Raw genomic sequence first — 18,876 nt, forward strand, 5'->3', positions numbered from 1 at the left:
GTATCTAAATCCATTTATTTTACCTCATTTATATATTTACCACTGATTTTAGAATACATCATATATAATAATTCGTCAAGTAGTTATTATTTTAGGTATCGAACCTAAAATAACAAGGACTATTCATATCCAACTTATAGAAAATAGGAGAATTACGCCCTTTTTGTTAAATTGGAAATTTATCAACTTCGTGTTATGTTCATAACATACTCATAACAAGTTATTTACATAAAATATCAATAGCATTTACTTTCTCAATATTTTCTGCATTGTTTTACCTTTAGCCAGCTCATCAATTAATTTATCTAAATATCGGATTTGTCGCATTAATTCGTCTTCTATCTCTTCCACCCGATGTCCGCAAATTACTCCTTTAATGAGTGAAGCATTGGGATTAATATGAGGGGCTTGTTTAAAGAAGGTTTCCATATCCACTTCATTAATTATTTGCTGCTGTAATGAATGCTCATCATAACCGGTAAGCCAAAAAATGATTTCATTTACCTCTTTTTTTGTTCTTCCTTTTTTCTCTGCTTTTTGTATATACAGCGGATGGATACTTGAAAAAGGCATTCTAAAGACTCGTGTTTTCTCCATTTTGAAATTCTCCTTTGCTTTTTATAAAAATAATTACCACATTATTTTATTTTCTCATAAACTATTGATTTTGTATAATATAATCTCTAATATTGTGTCTACCATATGAATGGAATTAAACGATATGGCACCTTTTCACAATATTCATCATACCCCGATAAATTCTCAGACAAAAATTTTTCTTCACGAAGAAGCCTGGCTATAATAGTAAAAATTAAAGCTACTACACTAAGTAGTGCCCAATATGACCCTAATGCAATTGGTGAAAACATCATCATCAGTATTGCTCCAGAATACATAGGATGACGAACTATCGCATACATTCCAGTTGATATTACTTTCTGGTCTTTATTAACCTCAATTATAGCTGAAGTATAACTGTTCTCTTTGAATACAAGAAATACTATGAAAAACCCTACTATGACAAAAATATTTGCTAATAGACTAATATATATGGGAATATTCGACCAATGAAAACGATAATCAAATCCTGCAATAATATATATAAAGCAGAAAAACACACTTGCCATTGCTTGTATAGTTTTTTGGCTCTTTTCCTTCTCAGCAGTTAAACCTGCTTTAAGCCGTCGTTTTAAAAGTTTCTGGTCGTTTTTAAATAAATATATAGTAATCAATATTGTTGAAACAGCAAAAGTAAGCAAATAAAGCCATGCCTGCAAGTAATTAGCTGTCCATGCAGGTAAAAAAATAAATATTCCCATAGTAACTATAAGCATTATAAATCCAGATATAGTTTTTCCAACTATATTATCCATATGATCACCTCAATTATCAGTTTTATTTATAATTATATCTCATGGATAGCAATAAAATACGTAGACTTGTCAATAAGGTGAAACCCATTCCTTTTTGACAATAAGTCCTTGAGAATTTACTTTTTGCATATTTGAATTTACTATTTATCTTTCGCTAGTTGAAAGATAAAAAACATAATAGAGCCAAATATTAAAATTAAAACAACTGGCAGGAATAGGGATGATAATTTTTCTCCAGTGGTTGAGTGTAACGTTAAATATGAAAATACTGAAACCATCAACAATTTTATAGTTCCTATCATGGTCTTTAAAATTCTATATACTTTTTCTTTGTTTTGCTCTGTTACCTGTACTCCTGTATTCCATATTTGGAGAAATTTTTCTACAACGGACAACCCAATAAATATAATCCATCCAACAGCCAAAAGCACAATCAAAGAATTTTTATCTGTTATTTTATCAACCTTACCAGCAGCATTATTTTGACTCTTTTCCGTCCCAATCAATTTCAAATCCAAGGACATTTTTATAAAATTCAACCATAGTTCTCATATCACTAACAAATATTCCAATACCATCTAATTTTATTTTAATTTTCCTTTCAAGTTATTTTTTCTTTTTCACTTTCAAAGTAGGAAGTTCTTTATAAATCCCCGTAATCAGCTGATATAGAAACTCCTTATCATCAACATCCTCAACCAAAAACATTGGTTTTGCACCATCATAAGGCAACTCCTCGATTGGCTTAACCATCAAACGTTTGCTCGCATTGGTTATTTTAACTAAAAAACGATCATCATATATTCCCCCAAAAACCTTTCCTTGAAAATATAAGATATATTCTTCCATCATTCTTCTATAGGAAATATTGTTTAGTATATCTAATTGTCCAATAATAAAATCTAAATATTCTTGACTAGAAGCCATACCTTACTCCCTTTCAATTTACTATTTATGTTTGTGCCAATTATAAAAATCTTTTAGTTCTACTTTACGTTCCTGTGGTAAAGCTATTTTCTTAACACCGCGAATTGCACCTTCTAATGCTAGCAATCTTGGAAATTTATCTGTCTTTTGTTTTCTCCCCGTAATACACAACCAATGAAACCGCATTAAGTATAATTGTAACTACAAGAAGTAATGCGGAAACCATCGCTACTGCGGAAGACGTATCCATAAGTGCCGACCAATCCGCTATCCTTACTAGATAATCTGTATAGAAAATTTGCATACACAATGAAATAGCGCAGGCGCTGACGCTTGCTACGGATAAGACAGTCCATTTCCTATTACGTCGCACAAGATTAATAACAGGAAGTATCCATGCAATCAGCCCAAGTACAAGACTTCCTAGATTCAGCCAACTTGCTCCCAACAAAACCATCTCCTTCACCAAAATTACTATTTATAATACACAACATTAAATTGGAAATTAGCAACTATTCTATCGAAAAATAAATTTCAATCTGCGATTCTTCATTTTCAGCTCCTAAAAATTGCTCTGTGTAGCATTCCAAATCATCTCTGTCATCAAGTTGGAGACTACTCTTAGGTAACCAAACACCCCAAATATAATAATATGTAGAAAGCAAATTTTTTACTGTACCTTTATGTATAAATTTAGCATACCTTTCACCACTAATTTCTTTTAACTCCATACCTTCTGGAATATTAGAACCACCCGATGTTTCAATTCCTATAAATACAGCAGCTTCACTATTTTTATCAAATGTATTTGACAGACATGTAACACCCGTTTCATAAATACTATACCGATTTTTATTCATTGAAATATAATCTTGCTTTGCCAATTGAGCATTCAACTTTTCCCACATTTCAATACTGTTATTTTTCTCAATACTCATGTTAAATTTAAACCCAACAACAGATTTAGGCTCAAATGTTACGATTTCTGGTAATAAATTTGCATAATTGCATCCGGTTATTTTGTCAAGCTGCATAGGGTGATGTTTTCCTATTAATACATCAACACCATTTTTTCTATATTCTGTAGGTGTAATACCATATCTCTTCTTAAAAGCTCTTGTAAAACTTTCAGCAGATTCGAAATACAGTGAAACCGCAATATCTAAAATTCTCCTATTACTATATATAAGGTCATATGCTGCTTGAGTCAATCTCCGGCTTCTGATATAGCTGCCAATAGTTTCTCCCATCACAGCTTGAAAATAACGGTGAAAATGATAATACGAATAGGAAACTGCATTGGCAACTGATTCTACAGTCAAAGGCTCATACAAATTCGTTTCAATGAATATAACTGCTCTACCAATGATTTGCTTATCTTTCAATACAGCCTCCCCCTTTTTAATAGGTAATATTATAAAAATCTTTTCCCGCCTTTTCATAAGGAAGATTTACTATAATTTCTTGCTCTTGTAATTTTTGTACCATAAAAGTTTTCCAATCGTTGGCTTGCGGCGAACCAAAAGTCATTTCTATTTTTTTCTCGGTTGTATCAAACAACATAGAACGCAAAGTTCCAAAAAACTCGGGATAATAGTGACAGCACAATCCCTGCGGATAAGTTTCCGACAATATATCCTTTAAGTCTTGTGCTGATATTTTTCCCTTTTCAGAAAACATTTTTTCTATTATTTTATAGCGGATTACCGAGTTTTCAATTAACATTTTCTCATATGGCTTTATTTCTTGCAAAATCGTATGGTTTGTAGAAATCAAAAAGTTTTTCCTGGAGTCATTATCTAAAATGCGATATGTTTTATGACCATCTATACATTGCAATAATGCAATTTTATCATTACCATCAGCAAGCATTAGATTTATATTATATCCAATAGGTGCATCCATCGTCCATGCAATGCCTTCCTCAACATTTTTGCAGTTTTCCAAAATGCTTCGAATAACAATCCAAAAAGAAAAACCAGTTACACTTGCTTTCTGTCCTCCATCAAAGTTGCCAACAGGCAATCCATTACTGGCCTTACAAGCTGCTAACCCATATTCATTCATTCCATCACATCGTCCGAATAAATTGAGTGTAGAACCAATGTAACAATATTTTCCCCTAATAGCTGTATATGCAAAACACATTTCTTCCATTTCATCATTAAAATCGTAGTTACGTGCCATCAAAGTGTGTCCAGTTTCAATCTTGTTTGAAACTGCAGACATCAAACTGCACCCACGTTCCAGATATGTCATTGCATAAAAAATCACTTGTTCTCTTGAAATTCCAACTGTATCTGCAAAGCCTTTGATCTCCTCGTTCACACCACTGCAGTATTGGTCAAGCAAATTGGATATTTCCGTTAATTTGCTTTGAGGATAGGCCTTAGGTGGTAAAATCACCTTTTTCAATAAATCAGGTTGTGATAAAATCCAATTACCAATCTGTGTCCCAACTTCATAACTTGTTCCTATAAAATTCTTCAAGTATGTTTTCGTTTTTTTCATTAAAAGCACCTCATCTTTCAAAAAAATTATAAGATAAGGTGAGATGATATACTTGATATTTTCTGCGGATTATTTTCTAACACAAGACTTTCTAGCTTATAACGTAATAAGTTCTCTCCTTGAATTTTATTTTTATCCAGTAATGATTTCAACTCCAGGCAGCTAATTGTTATTTAAGCCAATAAATTGGTCGAATTAGTACCTCTGGCAGTTTTGTATGAGAATCTCCTTTAGCCGTATTGAGCTGAGCCTGAGTAAGAAATATACTATTTGTCAGATCAGCTCCGCTGAGATCCGCATCCCGCAAATCAGCTCCTATTAGGTCAGCACCACTTAAATCAACTCCTCTAAGATTTGCAGCAATAAGACATGCCCCTCTCAAATCTGCACCTTTAAGATTAGTTTTTCTCAGATCTGCACCAAAATAATCCGAATGGCGATATCTGCCGTTCCTATTTTTTACAGGAGTATCCCTTCTTCTGCCAGCTTTAGCACGTATCAGCTGGCTGGTATTTTTAAGCAGCAGGTTGACCTTGACTCTGTGTGCTTCCAAATCCAGTGATGAAAGGAAATCCGCATCAAGAAGTGTAAGCCTTTCAGTATCATCCAGCAATGAATTTATCTTCTCCCTGACACTTGTCTCATCTTGCAGGGTAAACGCTTCTGTTAAATACCATATCATTTCATGGAGCTGTCTCATGATTAGAAACACATGAAACATCTGCTTTGCAGTTTCTGGATACCTTCTCCAATCCCTTCCGCCGTAGGTTATCTGAGAAACTTTCTGACCTGCTCCAAAGCAGTGATAGGCACTGCATCCTTTAAGACCTTTCTTCCTTAGCTGCTTGTGAACAGAACATTTAAAGTCAGATTGTAAGTTTATGCAGGGTTTGCCGGCGTCTTTATTGGTTGGGAAACCTTCTGAAGCTGAAAAGTACAACGCCACACAACATAGACCGAAACATTTTTTACAATCCACCTTCAATTCTCTATTACGCTTATCTTCATCTGTATATATCATATTTATTTACCTCATAATTTTTAATTCAATATAGTCTTATATGAAATTTATTATAACATAATTTACAAAATATCCGATAATATTATCAATTGAAATCACAATATCAATGTCATCAAATTTCATCTTCTTCTTTGTCCAATTTTTCTGATATCTTTTTCTGTCTTTTTTTGTTTAAAATGTGTACAAGTGAAAGTCCTAAAAATGCTGTAAAAGTTCCACAGGCAAATGTAATTGCCAAAGCTGCAAACAGCAGGCTGCCTGTAAATTTTTCACTATATCTTATATAATTTGAAATTCCTACAATGACAGTTACTGTAATACCAGTTACAAGACTATTCACTACCAGTAATTTTTTACCACTATTCTTTGTTCCGTAGAGATCGTTTCCTGAAACAATATTTCTAATTACAATGTACATGGAGGCTCCAAAAAAACATGCAAATTCTGCAGCATACTGTGAAAAAGGTGCATCAAAAACATATTCCTGAACAAGTATTGACATAAGCAGTACAATAAGTAATATACCGCAGGCATCACTTTGAATTTTATGTCTTTGAGCTGTAATTCTCTCATCTTGTATTAAATTTTTTTTCATTATATTTCCTCCTCCCAGAACAATTCGTCCAATGTTTTGCCAAGTGCCTTGCAAATTGAAACACATAATTTCAATGATGGATTATAATTTCCCGATTCAATCATTCCAATGGTCTGACGTGTAACACCCACAGCTTTTGCTAAATCCTCCTGTTTCATGTCATGCTCAATACGTGCGATTTTCATTCGTTTATTTTTCATTATGACCTCCTCTAACTTTGACTGATTTATATTGCATATTATAATATAAAATATACTTTATGTCAAATATATATTGCATACATATTTTAAAAATTTAATTTTAAGCTAAAATTAAATGAACCATTTAGTAGGTATATCCATCTAACTAGTGTAAAGCAAAAAAGTAGCGCTACAGTTTGCTAAGAAAGGTAGGAAATCAATTGAATAAAGATACATTTATAGCCAATGTTCTTGAGGCTGAATCTACTTTATATCGTGTATCCAAGTCAATTTTGATTCATGAGCAGAATTGTGAGGATGCAGTTCAGGAGGCAATTTTAAAAGCCTATGATAAATTGGATACATTAAAAAAAGAACAATATTTTAAAACCTGGTTAGTTAGAATACTTATAAATGAATGTTATAGTTTAAAACGTAAGGAATATTCACAAATACCTTATGAAGAATACTTTGAGTCTGCCAAAGCTAATGATAAAAAAGATTATAGTGAGTTATATTTGGCCATTCAGAATTTACCAGAACGTATTCGTATTACAATTGTTCTTTATTATGTAGAGGGGTATTCAGTAGACGAAATTAAAGATATTTTAGAAATACCTGCAGGAACTGTAAAAAGTAGATTGGCAAAAGGACGGAATTTATTGAAAATAAAGTTAGAAGATATGGAGGTAAATTATGAATAACTATGATTGGAATAACGCCTTTCCGGATACACCTGAAAGTTTTAAAAATAGGGTAAGTGCAACATTGAATAGTTTACCGGATAAAAAGGAGAATGATAAAATGGGAAATGGGAAAATATATAAAAAAGGATCAATCAAGAAAAAAATTATAGTTGGATTAGTAGCTACTATGGTAATAGGAACAACTGTATTCGCTGCAGGAAAAGTAAGCTCTATAATTTCATATTCAAGTAGTACACCAACATATACTACTATGCCTACAGTAGAACAAGTAAAGAAGGATTTTAAATTTAATCCTAAATTAGTTAATAAATTTGATAATGGATACACTTTTGCAAATGGATGTATTGTAGATAACAAAGGAACTGATGATAAAGGTAATTTTGCAGGAAAAACAAAATCACTTGATTTTACTTATACAAAAGGGAATGATGAATTAAGTCTTTATATGGAAAATGGAAGGCTAGGTGAAAGATCAAAGAGAGAGACTGTTATTACTAATTATAATGGTATAGATTTATACTATTATTCATATACTGACAAGTTTGAACCAGAAAATTATAAAATGACAGAACAAGATAAAAAGGATAAGTTATCTGGTAAATATGTATTTAGTTATGGCTCTGATTCCGATAAGGAAAAAATCTCCCAAGTTCAAGGTTTAAATTGGATGCAAGATGGAATTAACTATTCCTTTTTAGGATCTGATTCTAATATATCAAAAGATGAACTAGTTAAAATGGCACAGCAGGTTATCAATATAAAATAAAAACAAGATAAAAGGCTTTCCATGATATATAAAAATATCCTGAAAAGCCTTTTATAGACTTGATATTTACTTGCTTTTCTCAATATGTTATGGATTATCTGTAAATAGCCTTAATAGGATCCAGCTTTGCAGCTTTATATGCAGGAATTATTCCAGAAATCATTCTATTATATCCTCATACTACAACTCTTTTTTCATATAAATATTTATGGAAATCATCATGGAGATTCCCAGAACCAGCACGGCTGCCGTGATCAATAATATATACTGTGCAATTGCAGCCATATTTGAAAATGCTGAAATATCAACACTTATATTGGCATTATAAATTAAGGGTATCCCAAAAGATACCAGCATTATTATAAGAATAAAAGCAAATTTAGTTTTTTCATATCCATATTTAAATTGAAAGGGCATATATACTCCATAGGGAATGGCACAAAAAAGAAATACAGATAAAACTGTCCTCAAATCAAGTTTTCCTATTTGCGGTATGAAAAATGCCAGTACACTATATACAATAAAGCAAATAATAAAAACCACTAAAAAGAATGCATACTTGGCCTCCACAATTGAACTTCTGGTATATGGAGCTGCACATAACAACGCATCTACCTCGGGATATTTAGCCTCTGCCAATGAGACATATTGATAAAGTATAAGTTCTGTAAAAATGACTGTGGACAGGAAAGAAATAAGTCCCGTAAACACAGGAGCACGCCATAGAATGAATAGAGGAATTGCGGCCGACACAAACAGCATGATCACAACATATCTTTTGGCCAGCAAAAAATCCTTTTTAATGAGATGAAACAGCATTATTATCCTCTCCTCCCCCAATATAGGCCAGCATGATATCTTCAATTGTAGGCCTTTCAACTAAAATGTCCTTCATGTTTTTTTTGACTTCATGTATTTTGTGGGTAATCCCTGTGAAACCGAAGTCCGTTGCTGTCAACTTTAAAAATAAATTTCTGCTGCTCTCATCAATGTATCTCTTATCCCCTTTTATCAAGCGATAATTATCAAGTAAATAATCCTTTTCCTTCTCAAATAAAATTTCACCTTTATGTATGAGGATAATCATATCAGCTATCTTATCCAAATCGGATATTATATGAGTAGAAAAAAGTACACCTTTTCCTCCCCGCTTCATGTAATCTGCCATTATATCCAAAAACTGGCTCCTAATTAAAGGGTCAAGTCCGCTGGTAGGCTCATCCATAATTAGAAGTTCAGCACCATGAGACAGTGCAAGGGTAAGTGCAAATTTCATACGCATGCCCTTTGAAAGTGTAGAAATTTTTTGACGCGGATCCAGACAAAATCGTTCCATATATGCTCTATAGTCCCTTTCACTCCAGCCTGAATAAGCAGGTGAAATTATACTTTTCATCTCCGCCATAGTCAGTTCATCATAAAAAAAACCCTCATCGAACACTACTCCAATGCGATTTTTCAGTTCATGCTCATTATGTTCAATATCTTTTCCAAAAATTTTTACACTGCCGGAAGTCTTTTTGGACAACCCAAGAATAGTTCGTATAGTGGTTGTCTTACCTGCCCCATTGATTCCTATAAAACCTGCAATACAACCCTCCGGCAAAGTAAAACTAAGATTGGAAAGTGAAAAATTTTTATAGTACTTGTTTAGGCCCTCAACTTCTAAAATATTGTTCACATTCACTCCTCCTCATACAAAATATCCATCATTTCATTTAATTCCTCTTTGCTGATACCCAGCATCTTAGCTGTTTGTATCATATCCTGCATTTTTTGTTCCACAATGCGCCGTTTTGAATCTCTCAGCAATTCCAAATTTTCTGCTGAAACAAAAGTGCCTACCCCCACCTGACTTGTTACAAAACCTTCTTGTTCCAGTTCATCATACACTCTTCTAATAGTCAGCACACTGACTTTCACATCATTGGCAAAACTTCGAATGGATGGAAGCTTATCACCTTCAGCCAGTTCTCCTCTAAAAATTGCATCTTTAATTTGATCTTTTATCTGTTTATACAATGGATTGTCAGATGTATTTGAAATTAATATTTTCATATCATACCTCTTTTTTCAATATCTTTAGTGCCGGTGTATATGTATATAATACACACTATATACTATATACACTATTTTGTCAACAAAGTTCAAATTAATTGTTTAACAATTCACCTTTTTTTCTATTCTATGAGAAAATGCCAATTTAAGTAAAATAGGCGTTATAATTGTAGTTAAAATTACAACAATTAAGGTTGGAAGAAATATTTCCTCCGTAATTATTCCCTCCTGAAGACCTATATTGGCAGTAATTATAGCAACTTCCCCTCTTGAAATCATACCTGTTCCAATTTGAATCGATTCACTCCTGCTCATCTTAAGAAACCTTGCGGCAGCACCACACCCTATCAGCTTTCCAAATACTGCTGTGACAAACATAACTATGGTAATAAAAAGCACTTCCAGATTAATTCCCTTTAGATTTGCTTCAATCCCAACACTGGCAAAAAATATAAGGGATAAAAATCCTGACGAAATTGCCTTTATGTTTCTCTCCAGATATTCCTTATAGACAAATGATGAAAACATGAGGCCGCATATATATGCACCGGTAATAGCCGCTATACCCAAAACCTCGGCAACATATGCCACTAGCAGGGTAGAAGCTATGGAAAAAGTAAGCAGTTCCCTGCCTGGTTTTATATGCTCCTTGAATTTATTTATAAGTTTGGGCAGATATACTACTCCGATTATGGCAAAAACACAAAATAAAGTTATTTTTATAAATACATACGCAATGGATAATGCTTCTGCAGCTCCGGCACTTGCCCCAGCTCCAGGGCTTTGACCTACTGCAAGAACTACAGATATGAGAATAAGCCCCAATATATCATCTATAACCGCTGCACCTAGAATATTTATACCGGTTCTCGTGTTCAGCTTTCCAAGTTCCTTGAGAGTTTCTACTGTAATACTCACACTTGTAGCAGTTAGAATAACCCCTACAAATACATTCTCCAAAAAATTGTCAAAAAATAGATATGCGCTTAAGGTTCCAAGTACAAGTGGAAGTACTATACCTGCTGTGGCAATTATCAATGAAGAAAATCCCGCCTTTTTAAATTCTTCTACGTTGGTTTCAAGACCTGCAAGAAACATAATCATAATTACTCCAATGTTTGACAAAAGCTTAATATTATCATCATACTGTACAACATTCAACATAATTGGACCAAGTACTACACCTGCCATCAATGCTCCTAGAACTTCAGGCATTTTCAGCTTTCTGCTTATAATACCCCCTATCCTTGTAAATATGAGGATCAACACAATATCCAGCAACACATTTTCCAATATAATACATCTCCTTCCAGACAAAAAAATAGGAAGCCCTTAAAAGGACTTTCCACCCCAAAAGTCATATTCTCTTGAAATCAAACAGAAATTTGATTCAACCGAAATGAAATATCTAAATTTATTAATAATACTATTTTAACAATAACATATCTGAAAACATTACGCAATAATTTAACATGTATCTATTTTATGCTTTTGTTAAAATATCTCTATTTTTAAATCCAAGCAATCCAATTACCGCCACCACGGCTGAGAGACAAATTATACAGAGCAGCGGAAAGAGCGGCAAATGTGTAATATCAATAGTATAATGGGCATAAGAGAAAGGAGATATACGCATCAGCGACCAGTCAATTATCTTCTCTTCCCAGGCCAGCTCCAGTATACTGAAGGACAACCAGATTACCCATGACAGTGCTGTTATTTTAGGCCATAAGCCATACAATAGGGCTGTTACAGCCAATAATATCCACACTGCTGGTATTTTTGAAATACTCATCATAAAAATGTACCAGAATTTACTGTTTAAATCGCCAGACGTAATCACGTAAACCAGCCCACCTACAATGCCCACGGACAGCATCAGTCCAGCAGAGCACAAAAATGCCAGAATTAAATGACTGTTCATCCACGTAATCCGACTGACTTGTTTATCCATCAATATTTCTGCCCTGCCTTCACTTTCTTCTTTTTTCAGACGCAGTACAGCAATCATGGCATAGGGAGCCACAAAAAGCGACATAAGATAAATGCTGATGCTGATAAAAACATAGCCCAGGCCTACATCCTTAGACCAGCTTGTGCCTCCCAGATTGGACAGCCAGTCACTCATTCCACCGGCATTGGATAACCCGGGAGCTATGGCTGCAAACACTACAATATACAATACTGTCCCTGTGAGCCAGCCCATAAAATTTTTTCTCTGCAAGCGCCAGGCCAGTGCCAGAGGAGTGGAAAAGCTGGGAGCTGCTTCGCTGGGACCGGAAGAAGCCGGAAGAATACCTGCTCCAAGATCCCTGCGATCTGAAAGTACATAGGCAATAAAAGTAGATACAGCTGTAAAGGCAGCACAATACAGAAGACCCCAGCCGTTATTGCCTGCAAATGGCTGGGTTAGGCGCTGCCATGCCATGGGAGTAATCCATTTGAGCAGAGTATCCCCACCTCCGAAGTTATTTAAAATAGCCATCACCATACTTAATCCCAGGGCTGCAACACCAATTCCCCGTGCAGTCCCACTTCTTTCACGGATCTGAACAGCTAAAGCACCTATTCCGGCAAAAAAACATCCGCTGACCGACATGGTGGCTCCAAAAATAAAAGAACCAACTGCGTCACCTCCAAGAGCAATGGTGCTCAAGGCGATTAACATTCCTGCTGCCAGGTTTCCAATACATGATAGAATAAGCACAGCAGTCAGATTAGCATAGGGACCTACTACATAGGAACGAATCAACTCACTGCGGCCCGACTCTTCATCTGTACGAGTGTGTCGTATTACGCTGAACAAGCTGCCAATGCCCAATGCCAGTGCAATTTGTGAAGTTCCCCGCCACACAACAGCTCCAGGAAGGTCAAAGGATATAATCGGACCAAGGAGTGAAGAAACCAATGAGTCTTCATTGAATTCAGTCAGAACATTCTGCAGTCCCTGACTGGCCATAGCAATAAAAGTAGCTGCTACTATCAATCCCAGAATCACAGGAACCAATGTCCATAAGGGCAGCAGGAACCGATCCCTACGCAGAAAGAACCTTAAAAGTGTTTTTGTACCTGTAAAATCACTGCTTTTCATTTCTAAATCCCTCCACTTTACGAATATCGTCGTCATAATGGCGCATGAACAGCTCCTCCAAGCTTGGGGGTTCAACCGTCAAAGATTTTATTCCGAGAGGCAGCAACAATTTCATGAATTTTGTGATGAAATTACGATCTACAGAAAAACGATATTTCAGGCCATTTTGTGACACATCATGAACTCCTGACAATTTTTCTAGCCCAATGGCAGCATTTTTAGTTTCCACATTGACGGTAGTACGAGTGAGATGTTGAAGTTGAGATAAAGTTCCATGTTCTACAATTTTCCCCTGTCGTATAATGCTTATTCTGTCACAGAGGGATTCCACCTCAGACAGAATATGGCTTGAAAGGAGCACAGTCCTGCCGGCCTTTTTTATTTCCGCCACACATTCCTGGAATATCATTTCCATGAGAGGGTCAAGTCCTGAGGTAGGTTCATCCAGAAGATACAGTTCCGCTTCACAGGAAAAAGCCGCCACCAAAGCTACCTTTTGACGATTCCCTTTGGAATAGGTTCCGCTCTTTTTGGTTGGATCAAGCTGAAAGCGCTTTAGGAGCTGATTTTTTCGTGAAACATCAAGCCCTCCGTGCAGCCTCCCAAGGAAGTCAATAATTTCACCTCCGGACAGCTCAGGCCATAATGTGACATCACCGGGAACATAAACAAGTCGTCGATGTAGTTTCACCGCATCACGCCAGGGATCTCTATCAAATAATGTAATTTCTCCTGAGGTTTTCTGCAAAATTCCCAGCAGTATGCGAATAGCCGTAGATTTTCCAGCACCATTGGGACCGATAAATCCGTGTACCTCCCCTTGTTTCACTGTAAGATCAATTCCCCTTAATGCCCGGGTACTTCCAAAGGATTTGATCAAATTTTGAATATGAATTACATCCATGTACATTTCTCCTTATTTATATATTTTATAACGAATTATTATAATATCTCTATAATATCCAAAAAGAAAACTTTTGTCAATAAGTTTTATATATTTTATATTGACTCATTATAAAACTTTTAGTATTATTAGAATGAGGTGAAAATACATGAATGGATATGAACGCAGAACAGAGTTGAAAAAAGATAAAATACGTGCTGCAGCATTAGAGCTTTTCTGCTCCTACGGCACGGATAAAACCAGTATTAATGAAATTGCCCAAAAGGCAGGAGTTGCACCAGCCAGTATTTATAATTATTTCGGGAGCAAGGAGGGATTGATGAAGGATGCAGTCATAAATCTCCTTGAAAAGGGATGGAAGGCAAGAAAAGAAATATGGGAAACTGATCTGCCATTTCCAGAATTGATGAAGCATGCCATATTTATGAAGAACAGCTTCATTGACAATATCAACTTGGAAGCTTTAAGAACACTTCTTGATATCGACATGGAGATAAAAAAGCTGGCGGATGATTTTTACAAAAACAGATATCCCTATATTGTAGGTAAATTCATTGAAAAAGGACGCAGAGAAGGGTATATTCGCAAGGATATTTCTACTGAAGCAGCTACGATTTATTTAAAAATGTATCAAAATGTAATTCAGCAGTCTGAGATGATGAAGAACAGCAACAGGGATCTGCTGAAAGAATTATATGATTTAATGCTGTATGGGCTAGCAGGACATCCTGCCGATGATAGGACTGAGTAAGGTGAACTCTTGCTCAGCCGTCTAATCAATCCAGTTGCATAGGGGTTTCCTGTGAATTGACTAAAAGGAACTTAGAAATTGCCCTATTAACTGCTTTAGGATTATCCTGATTTGAGTTGTGTCCGGCGTTTTCTATCATACACAGCGTACAATTCGGATCACTTTCAGCCCAGGAAACTGCAATTCTACGAATATTTCCGGATCTATCATCCCTTCCACAAAGAAGCAGCACGGGTTTTGGAAAACGGTATGTTTCATCTTCACGCAGACACGTCATGAGGGACATCATCACCTCAATGAACTCCCTTTTTTTCATCTGTGAAAGACATTCCCGTACATACGCTTTTACAGTCTCAGTGTTGCCGCAGACATTGGCACTTTGGTCTATCAGTATTTTCCATGGATAACAATAAAGTATAGGTTTTGTCAGTTTCAGCATAAATCTTTCTATTATAGACAACCTGCAGGCATTCCGTGTACAATCCACTAGCACAAGCTTTGAAACCAGTTGTGGATTTCGGTACAGTATCTCCTGGGCAAGGTTGCCGCCCATGGATTGACCTACTAGAACCGCATTTTTAATCCCATACATTTCACATAATTTTAAAAAATCCTTTAGCATATCATCAAAGCGGAATTTGTCTCCTGAAGCAAGCTTTGACAGTCCATGACCGCGTGCATCCCACAAAAGTAAATTGTAAGAGTAATCGAAAATCGGCAATTGAGGCTCAAACATCCTGTGATCACAGCCTGCACCGTGCAGGAAAATAACATACTTTGAGGTACTGCCCGGCCTGTGCCAATAATGTATATTGCATTTTTCACTTTGAAATATTTTATGCTGTAAATTCACACCCATACCTCCATGTCAATTATAGTTTCCTACAGACATCCTCAGCCCACTGTACAGCTTTTTTTACATTTTCTTCTGTATCATTTTTAAGAGGATTTTTGAATTCAATTTCACCTAAAAATTCATTTTCTCCAAGTTCACTTTTCATATTTTCAAAAGTTTTTCCATTGTTCCCACCATTGCAGCTAAATAGAGCTATTTTCTTGTGTTTTAAATTTGTCCTGGCAAAAAAACTTCTCATGGCAGGAGCAAAATTCCACGCCCAGACTGGAGTCCCAATAAATAAAACATCATACTCTTCCGGTTTTATATCATAGGGTAAAAGTTCCGGTTTTTCCTTGGCCATAGATTTTTTACCGCCTGTCAGATATCTCATCTTGCTGTTTGGATCTATATCCTTTTTGGGCTTTATCTCCAGCATATCACCTGATACAGCTTTTGAAACAGTTTCAGCTATCAGCTTTGTATTTCCTTCAAGGGAGTAGTATACAACGAGAATTTTATTTTTCATAACAAAATCTACCTCTTTTCCATTTATTAAAAATTCTTCTAACTACATATTATAATAAGTAGTTAAAAAAATCCATTTAAATGTAAAAAAAGACTTTTATATGAAGTGTGCCTCCAAATGCTAGATTTATTTGTCTAACATTTGGAATTCAGCATAAGGTCCTTTTCAATATTAAACTATGATATTATTTTTGGAAAGCACTTTGTCTACTATTCCATAATCCACAGCCTCTCTCGCAGACATAAAATAATCCCTTTCCATATCCTTTTCCACCTTTTCAAGCGGCTTGCCTGTCCTTTCACTATATATTCGGTTTATTTTTTTCTTGGTTTCAAGCAGCCACCTGGTGTGAATTTCTATATCCGTAGCCTGGCCCTGCATTCCTCCATATACTGATGGCTGATGAATCAATATCTCACTGTTTGGAAGTGCATACCTTTTTCCCTTTGTACCTACCGCCATTAAAAAGGATGCCATGCTGGCGGCCATACCAATACATATGGTTGACACATCCGGCTTTATATACTGCATTGTATCATATACCGCCATCCCTGCAGTAGTGGATCCTCCCGGACTATTTATATAAAAATTGATATCTTCATCAGGGTTCTCGGATTCGAGATACAAAAGCTGTGCCACAATGACACTTGCCGATGTATCCGTCACCTCCTCATTCAACATTACTATCCTGTCCTTTAGAAGTCTGGAATATATATCATAGGAACGCTCTCCTGAATTCGTATTTTCAACGACAACTGGCACATAACTCATAAAACCACTCCTTACCGTATTTATGCTGCCATAAAAGCAATACCATTGTTTGGATTTTTCCTGAATTTTCTGGGAGGTGCTCCATAAAACTTCTTGAATGCTTTTGTAAAAGATTCCTGTGAACTAAATTGATATTTCAATGCTATATCCACAATTTTGCTATCCGTATTTACAAGTTCCCTCGCAGCTTCTTCAAGTCTTCTTTTCCTTATATATTCAGCTACAGATTCCCCTGTAGCAGCATGAAAGATTCTATGAAAATGAAACTTCGATAAAAACACCTTTCCTGCAATATCTTCAAGCCCTATTTTTTTATCCAGATTATCATTTATATATTCAATGGATTTTCTGATGCAGACGTTATAATTCATCTAAGATCAACTCACTCCTCTGAGCTTTTCTATATTATATATCAGCCGCCAGTGTAAATCCTGTCTTTTCTTGCTCTTCTATCATAAAGGCGTTGTTTTTGTTTTCGGTATATAATAATAGAAATTTCTTAATTTTCCCTTTGTAATATCCTTTTCTTTAAAAATATCAGACAAACGACTATACATATACCTCCTAAAACAAATACCGTTATTGACGAATACATATCAAAGTAATAGAGCACCTTTTCCCAGGAGTTTCCCATAAAGGCACCAAGAGAAACCAACAGTATATTCCACGCTGTACTTCCAATTGCGGTATAAAGTAAAAACAGGAAAAAGTTGATTTTAGCCATTCCGGCAGGAATAGAAATAAGGCTTCGTATTATAGGTATGCACCGTCCAAACAGTATTGCTTTTTTACCATGTTCTTCAAACCATTTTGCGGTTTTCGCTATATCACCTTTTTTAAACCCCAAAATCTTAAATAATTTTCTGTCCAATAATTCTTCCAGTCTTTCAGGGGTCAGTAAACATCCAATACCATATAAAGCAATTGCTCCTAGGATAGAACCTAATGTTGCAAATGCAACAACACCAGCCACATTCATATTTGTATATGTGGTCATAAAGCCGCCAAAGGACAATATAATTTCTGATGGAATGGGTGGAAAAATATTTTCCAGGGCAATTAATAAGCACACTCCTATATATCCAGCCTGATTCATAATTTCAATAATCATTTCTTGCATGACAATACCTTCCTCCTTTTTAAATTACTAAATAATATTAAGTATATATCTCTCAAAAAGGCACAGTAACCAGCAGATTTATACTGTACCTTTTATGTTTTATTCTTTCACCTTTTCATCATCTTTAAAATTATTTTATTTGCAAAGTAATATATAAACATTAAAAAAGCAAATCCCATGGAATACATTAACGAAATCCATCCAACAGCAGAAAACCAAAAACTTGGCAGCACCACGTCAACAATAAACATTATAGCACTGAGCATAAGAGCTGATATTGCATAACCAATTAGATAAACATGCGATGAAATCCAAAGATAATTGCTTTCTTTTGACAAGGAATTAAATTCTTCAACCTGAAACTGACTAATTGCATGCCGTACGGCTTCTTCTTTTGACTTTCCATTATGCATCAAGTCTTCTACAAAGTCATTTAAATACGTTTTTAGTTCATCTTTCTCTGCTTTATTCATTGACAACGTATTTACATAACTGTCAATAGAATCCCTTCGCTTATATATAGAGTTTATCTTAATATGTGAAACATAATTAATAATGCTCCAGATAAAGGCAATAGCCATAGATGATCCGTACATAATCCACAATACAGTATTATTAGCTGCTGGATTTAAAGTATTGTAATAAAGAGAGCCTATCATTGCCAATGCGGATATTGCTAATAACACCGGAAAATTAATATCTTTAAAATTAAAAATCTCATTTAATAACTTATTCATT

At 35.2% G+C, this 18,876-nt stretch carries 25 protein-coding genes, 2 pseudogenes and 1 other annotated feature; of the genes and pseudogenes, 3 read left to right on the forward strand and 24 right to left on the reverse strand.

Annotation, left to right across the window (positions count from 1 at the left end; translation table 11 throughout):
• Positions 1-246 precede the first annotated feature (246 nt).
• The 12 genes and pseudogenes from LN736_RS14770 to LN736_RS14820 all read right to left on the reverse strand — a co-directional run bounded on the left by LN736_RS14770 (position 247) and on the right by LN736_RS14820 (position 6,627).
• Positions 247-597, reverse strand: a complete 351-nt coding sequence (locus tag LN736_RS14770; RefSeq protein ID WP_229981841.1) for a DUF2200 domain-containing protein — start codon at positions 595-597, stop codon at positions 247-249.
• 98 nt (positions 598-695) lie between these two features.
• Positions 696-1,373: a methyltransferase family protein gene (locus tag LN736_RS14775; protein WP_229981842.1), complete on the reverse strand. Its 678-nt coding sequence runs from the start codon at positions 1,371-1,373 to the stop codon at positions 696-698.
• Positions 1,374-1,513: 140 nt separating this feature from the next.
• Entirely contained in the window at positions 1,514-1,897 is a 384-nt protein-coding gene (locus tag LN736_RS14780) for a DUF1648 domain-containing protein (protein WP_326839090.1), read from the reverse strand.
• Positions 1,860-1,961 (reverse strand): annotated as a pseudogene (locus tag LN736_RS19155) (VOC family protein); the annotation flags it as partial. The gene LN736_RS14780 and the pseudogene LN736_RS19155, both read right to left, overlap by 38 nt.
• Positions 1,962-1,979: 18 nt before the next feature.
• Positions 1,980-2,300 (reverse strand): TfoX/Sxy family protein, encoded by a 321-nt coding sequence (locus LN736_RS14785; protein WP_229981844.1) that lies wholly within the window; start codon positions 2,298-2,300, stop codon positions 1,980-1,982.
• Positions 2,301-2,321: 21 nt separating this feature from the next.
• Positions 2,322-2,429, reverse strand: a pseudogene (locus tag LN736_RS14790) (TfoX/Sxy family DNA transformation protein); the annotation flags it as partial.
• A 7-nt stretch (positions 2,430-2,436) separates the two neighbouring features.
• Positions 2,437-2,751: a hypothetical protein gene (locus LN736_RS14795; protein WP_150356783.1), complete on the reverse strand. Its 315-nt coding sequence runs from the start codon at positions 2,749-2,751 to the stop codon at positions 2,437-2,439.
• A gap of 61 nt (positions 2,752-2,812) precedes the next feature.
• Complete coding sequence (locus LN736_RS14800) at positions 2,813-3,685, reverse strand: AraC family transcriptional regulator (protein ID WP_229981845.1); 873 nt, start codon at positions 3,683-3,685, stop codon at positions 2,813-2,815.
• 16 nt (positions 3,686-3,701) lie between these two features.
• Positions 3,702-4,811 (reverse strand): C45 family autoproteolytic acyltransferase/hydolase, encoded by a 1,110-nt coding sequence (locus LN736_RS14805; protein WP_229981846.1) that lies wholly within the window; start codon positions 4,809-4,811, stop codon positions 3,702-3,704.
• Positions 4,812-4,980: 169 nt separating this feature from the next.
• Complete coding sequence (locus LN736_RS14810) at positions 4,981-5,832, reverse strand: pentapeptide repeat-containing protein (protein ID WP_229981847.1); 852 nt, start codon at positions 5,830-5,832, stop codon at positions 4,981-4,983.
• A gap of 112 nt (positions 5,833-5,944) precedes the next feature.
• Entirely contained in the window at positions 5,945-6,427 is a 483-nt protein-coding gene (locus LN736_RS14815) for a DUF6773 family protein (protein WP_229981848.1), read from the reverse strand.
• Positions 6,427-6,627: a helix-turn-helix transcriptional regulator gene (locus tag LN736_RS14820; RefSeq protein WP_150356779.1), complete on the reverse strand. Its 201-nt coding sequence runs from the start codon at positions 6,625-6,627 to the stop codon at positions 6,427-6,429. Before LN736_RS14820 ends, LN736_RS14815 begins: the two co-directional genes overlap by 1 nt.
• Before the next feature lie 200 nt (positions 6,628-6,827).
• On the opposite strand from LN736_RS14820, the gene LN736_RS14825 reads away from it, so the two are divergent.
• Positions 6,828-7,310, forward strand: coding sequence for an RNA polymerase sigma factor (locus LN736_RS14825; protein ID WP_150356778.1), 483 nt, complete (start codon positions 6,828-6,830; stop codon positions 7,308-7,310).
• Entirely contained in the window at positions 7,303-8,079 is a 777-nt protein-coding gene (locus tag LN736_RS14830) for a hypothetical protein (RefSeq protein ID WP_229981849.1), read from the forward strand. The genes LN736_RS14825 and LN736_RS14830 overlap by 8 nt, the downstream gene beginning before the upstream one ends.
• A 180-nt stretch (positions 8,080-8,259) precedes the next feature.
• On the opposite strand, the gene LN736_RS14835 is transcribed toward LN736_RS14830, so the two are convergent.
• The 6 genes from LN736_RS14835 to LN736_RS14860 form a co-directional block, all read right to left on the reverse strand.
• Positions 8,260-8,898 carry an ABC-2 transporter permease gene (locus tag LN736_RS14835; RefSeq protein WP_229981850.1) on the reverse strand — a complete coding sequence of 213 codons (639 nt, stop codon included), beginning with the start codon at positions 8,896-8,898 and terminating at the stop codon, positions 8,260-8,262.
• A complete protein-coding gene (locus LN736_RS14840) occupies positions 8,879-9,760 on the reverse strand; it encodes an ABC transporter ATP-binding protein (RefSeq protein WP_229981851.1) in 882 nt (293 codons plus the stop codon). The genes LN736_RS14835 and LN736_RS14840 overlap by 20 nt, the downstream gene beginning before the upstream one ends.
• A gap of 2 nt (positions 9,761-9,762) precedes the next feature.
• On the reverse strand, positions 9,763-10,137 hold the full coding sequence (locus LN736_RS14845; protein ID WP_150356774.1) for a GntR family transcriptional regulator: 375 nt from the start codon (positions 10,135-10,137) through the stop codon (positions 9,763-9,765).
• Positions 10,138-10,239: 102 nt separating this feature from the next.
• Positions 10,240-11,430, reverse strand: a complete 1,191-nt coding sequence (locus LN736_RS14850; protein ID WP_179977388.1) for a cation:proton antiporter — start codon at positions 11,428-11,430, stop codon at positions 10,240-10,242.
• 46 nt (positions 11,431-11,476) lie between these two features.
• Positions 11,477-11,533 (reverse strand) — a sequence feature (sodium ion sensor (DUF1646 type); this cis-regulatory element may regulate processes involved in with the transportation of sodium ions).
• Between the two features lie 87 nt (positions 11,534-11,620).
• A complete protein-coding gene (locus LN736_RS14855; protein ID WP_229981852.1) occupies positions 11,621-13,228 on the reverse strand; it encodes an ABC transporter permease in 1,608 nt (535 codons plus the stop codon).
• Positions 13,215-14,132, reverse strand: a complete 918-nt coding sequence (locus tag LN736_RS14860; RefSeq protein WP_229981853.1) for an ABC transporter ATP-binding protein — start codon at positions 14,130-14,132, stop codon at positions 13,215-13,217. The genes LN736_RS14855 and LN736_RS14860 overlap by 14 nt, the downstream gene beginning before the upstream one ends.
• A 148-nt stretch (positions 14,133-14,280) precedes the next feature.
• Between LN736_RS14860 and LN736_RS14865 the strand changes: the two genes are divergently transcribed.
• A complete protein-coding gene (locus LN736_RS14865) occupies positions 14,281-14,883 on the forward strand; it encodes a TetR/AcrR family transcriptional regulator (RefSeq protein WP_229981854.1) in 603 nt (200 codons plus the stop codon).
• Positions 14,884-14,908: 25 nt separating this feature from the next.
• On the opposite strand, the gene LN736_RS14870 is transcribed toward LN736_RS14865, so the two are convergent.
• The 6 genes from LN736_RS14870 to LN736_RS14895 form a co-directional block, all read right to left on the reverse strand.
• Complete coding sequence (locus tag LN736_RS14870) at positions 14,909-15,742, reverse strand: alpha/beta fold hydrolase (RefSeq protein WP_229981855.1); 834 nt, start codon at positions 15,740-15,742, stop codon at positions 14,909-14,911.
• 13 nt (positions 15,743-15,755) lie between these two features.
• Positions 15,756-16,247, reverse strand: coding sequence for a flavodoxin family protein (locus tag LN736_RS14875; RefSeq protein WP_229981856.1), 492 nt, complete (start codon positions 16,245-16,247; stop codon positions 15,756-15,758).
• 171 nt (positions 16,248-16,418) lie between these two features.
• Positions 16,419-17,018: an ATP-dependent Clp endopeptidase proteolytic subunit ClpP gene (clpP, locus tag LN736_RS14880; RefSeq protein WP_229981857.1), complete on the reverse strand. Its 600-nt coding sequence runs from the start codon at positions 17,016-17,018 to the stop codon at positions 16,419-16,421.
• A 20-nt stretch (positions 17,019-17,038) separates the two neighbouring features.
• Positions 17,039-17,389, reverse strand: a complete 351-nt coding sequence (locus LN736_RS14885) for a helix-turn-helix transcriptional regulator (protein WP_229981858.1) — start codon at positions 17,387-17,389, stop codon at positions 17,039-17,041.
• Positions 17,390-17,517: 128 nt separating this feature from the next.
• Positions 17,518-18,138, reverse strand: a complete 621-nt coding sequence (locus LN736_RS14890) for a DedA family protein (protein ID WP_229981859.1) — start codon at positions 18,136-18,138, stop codon at positions 17,518-17,520.
• A gap of 107 nt (positions 18,139-18,245) precedes the next feature.
• Positions 18,246-18,875 carry a hypothetical protein gene (locus LN736_RS14895; protein ID WP_229981860.1) on the reverse strand — a complete coding sequence of 210 codons (630 nt, stop codon included), beginning with the start codon at positions 18,873-18,875 and terminating at the stop codon, positions 18,246-18,248.
• Position 18,876 lies beyond the last annotated feature (1 nt).

The organism is Clostridium aromativorans (assembly GCF_020908015.1).
Classification (GTDB): domain Bacteria; phylum Bacillota; class Clostridia; order Clostridiales; family Clostridiaceae; genus Clostridium_B; species Clostridium_B aromativorans.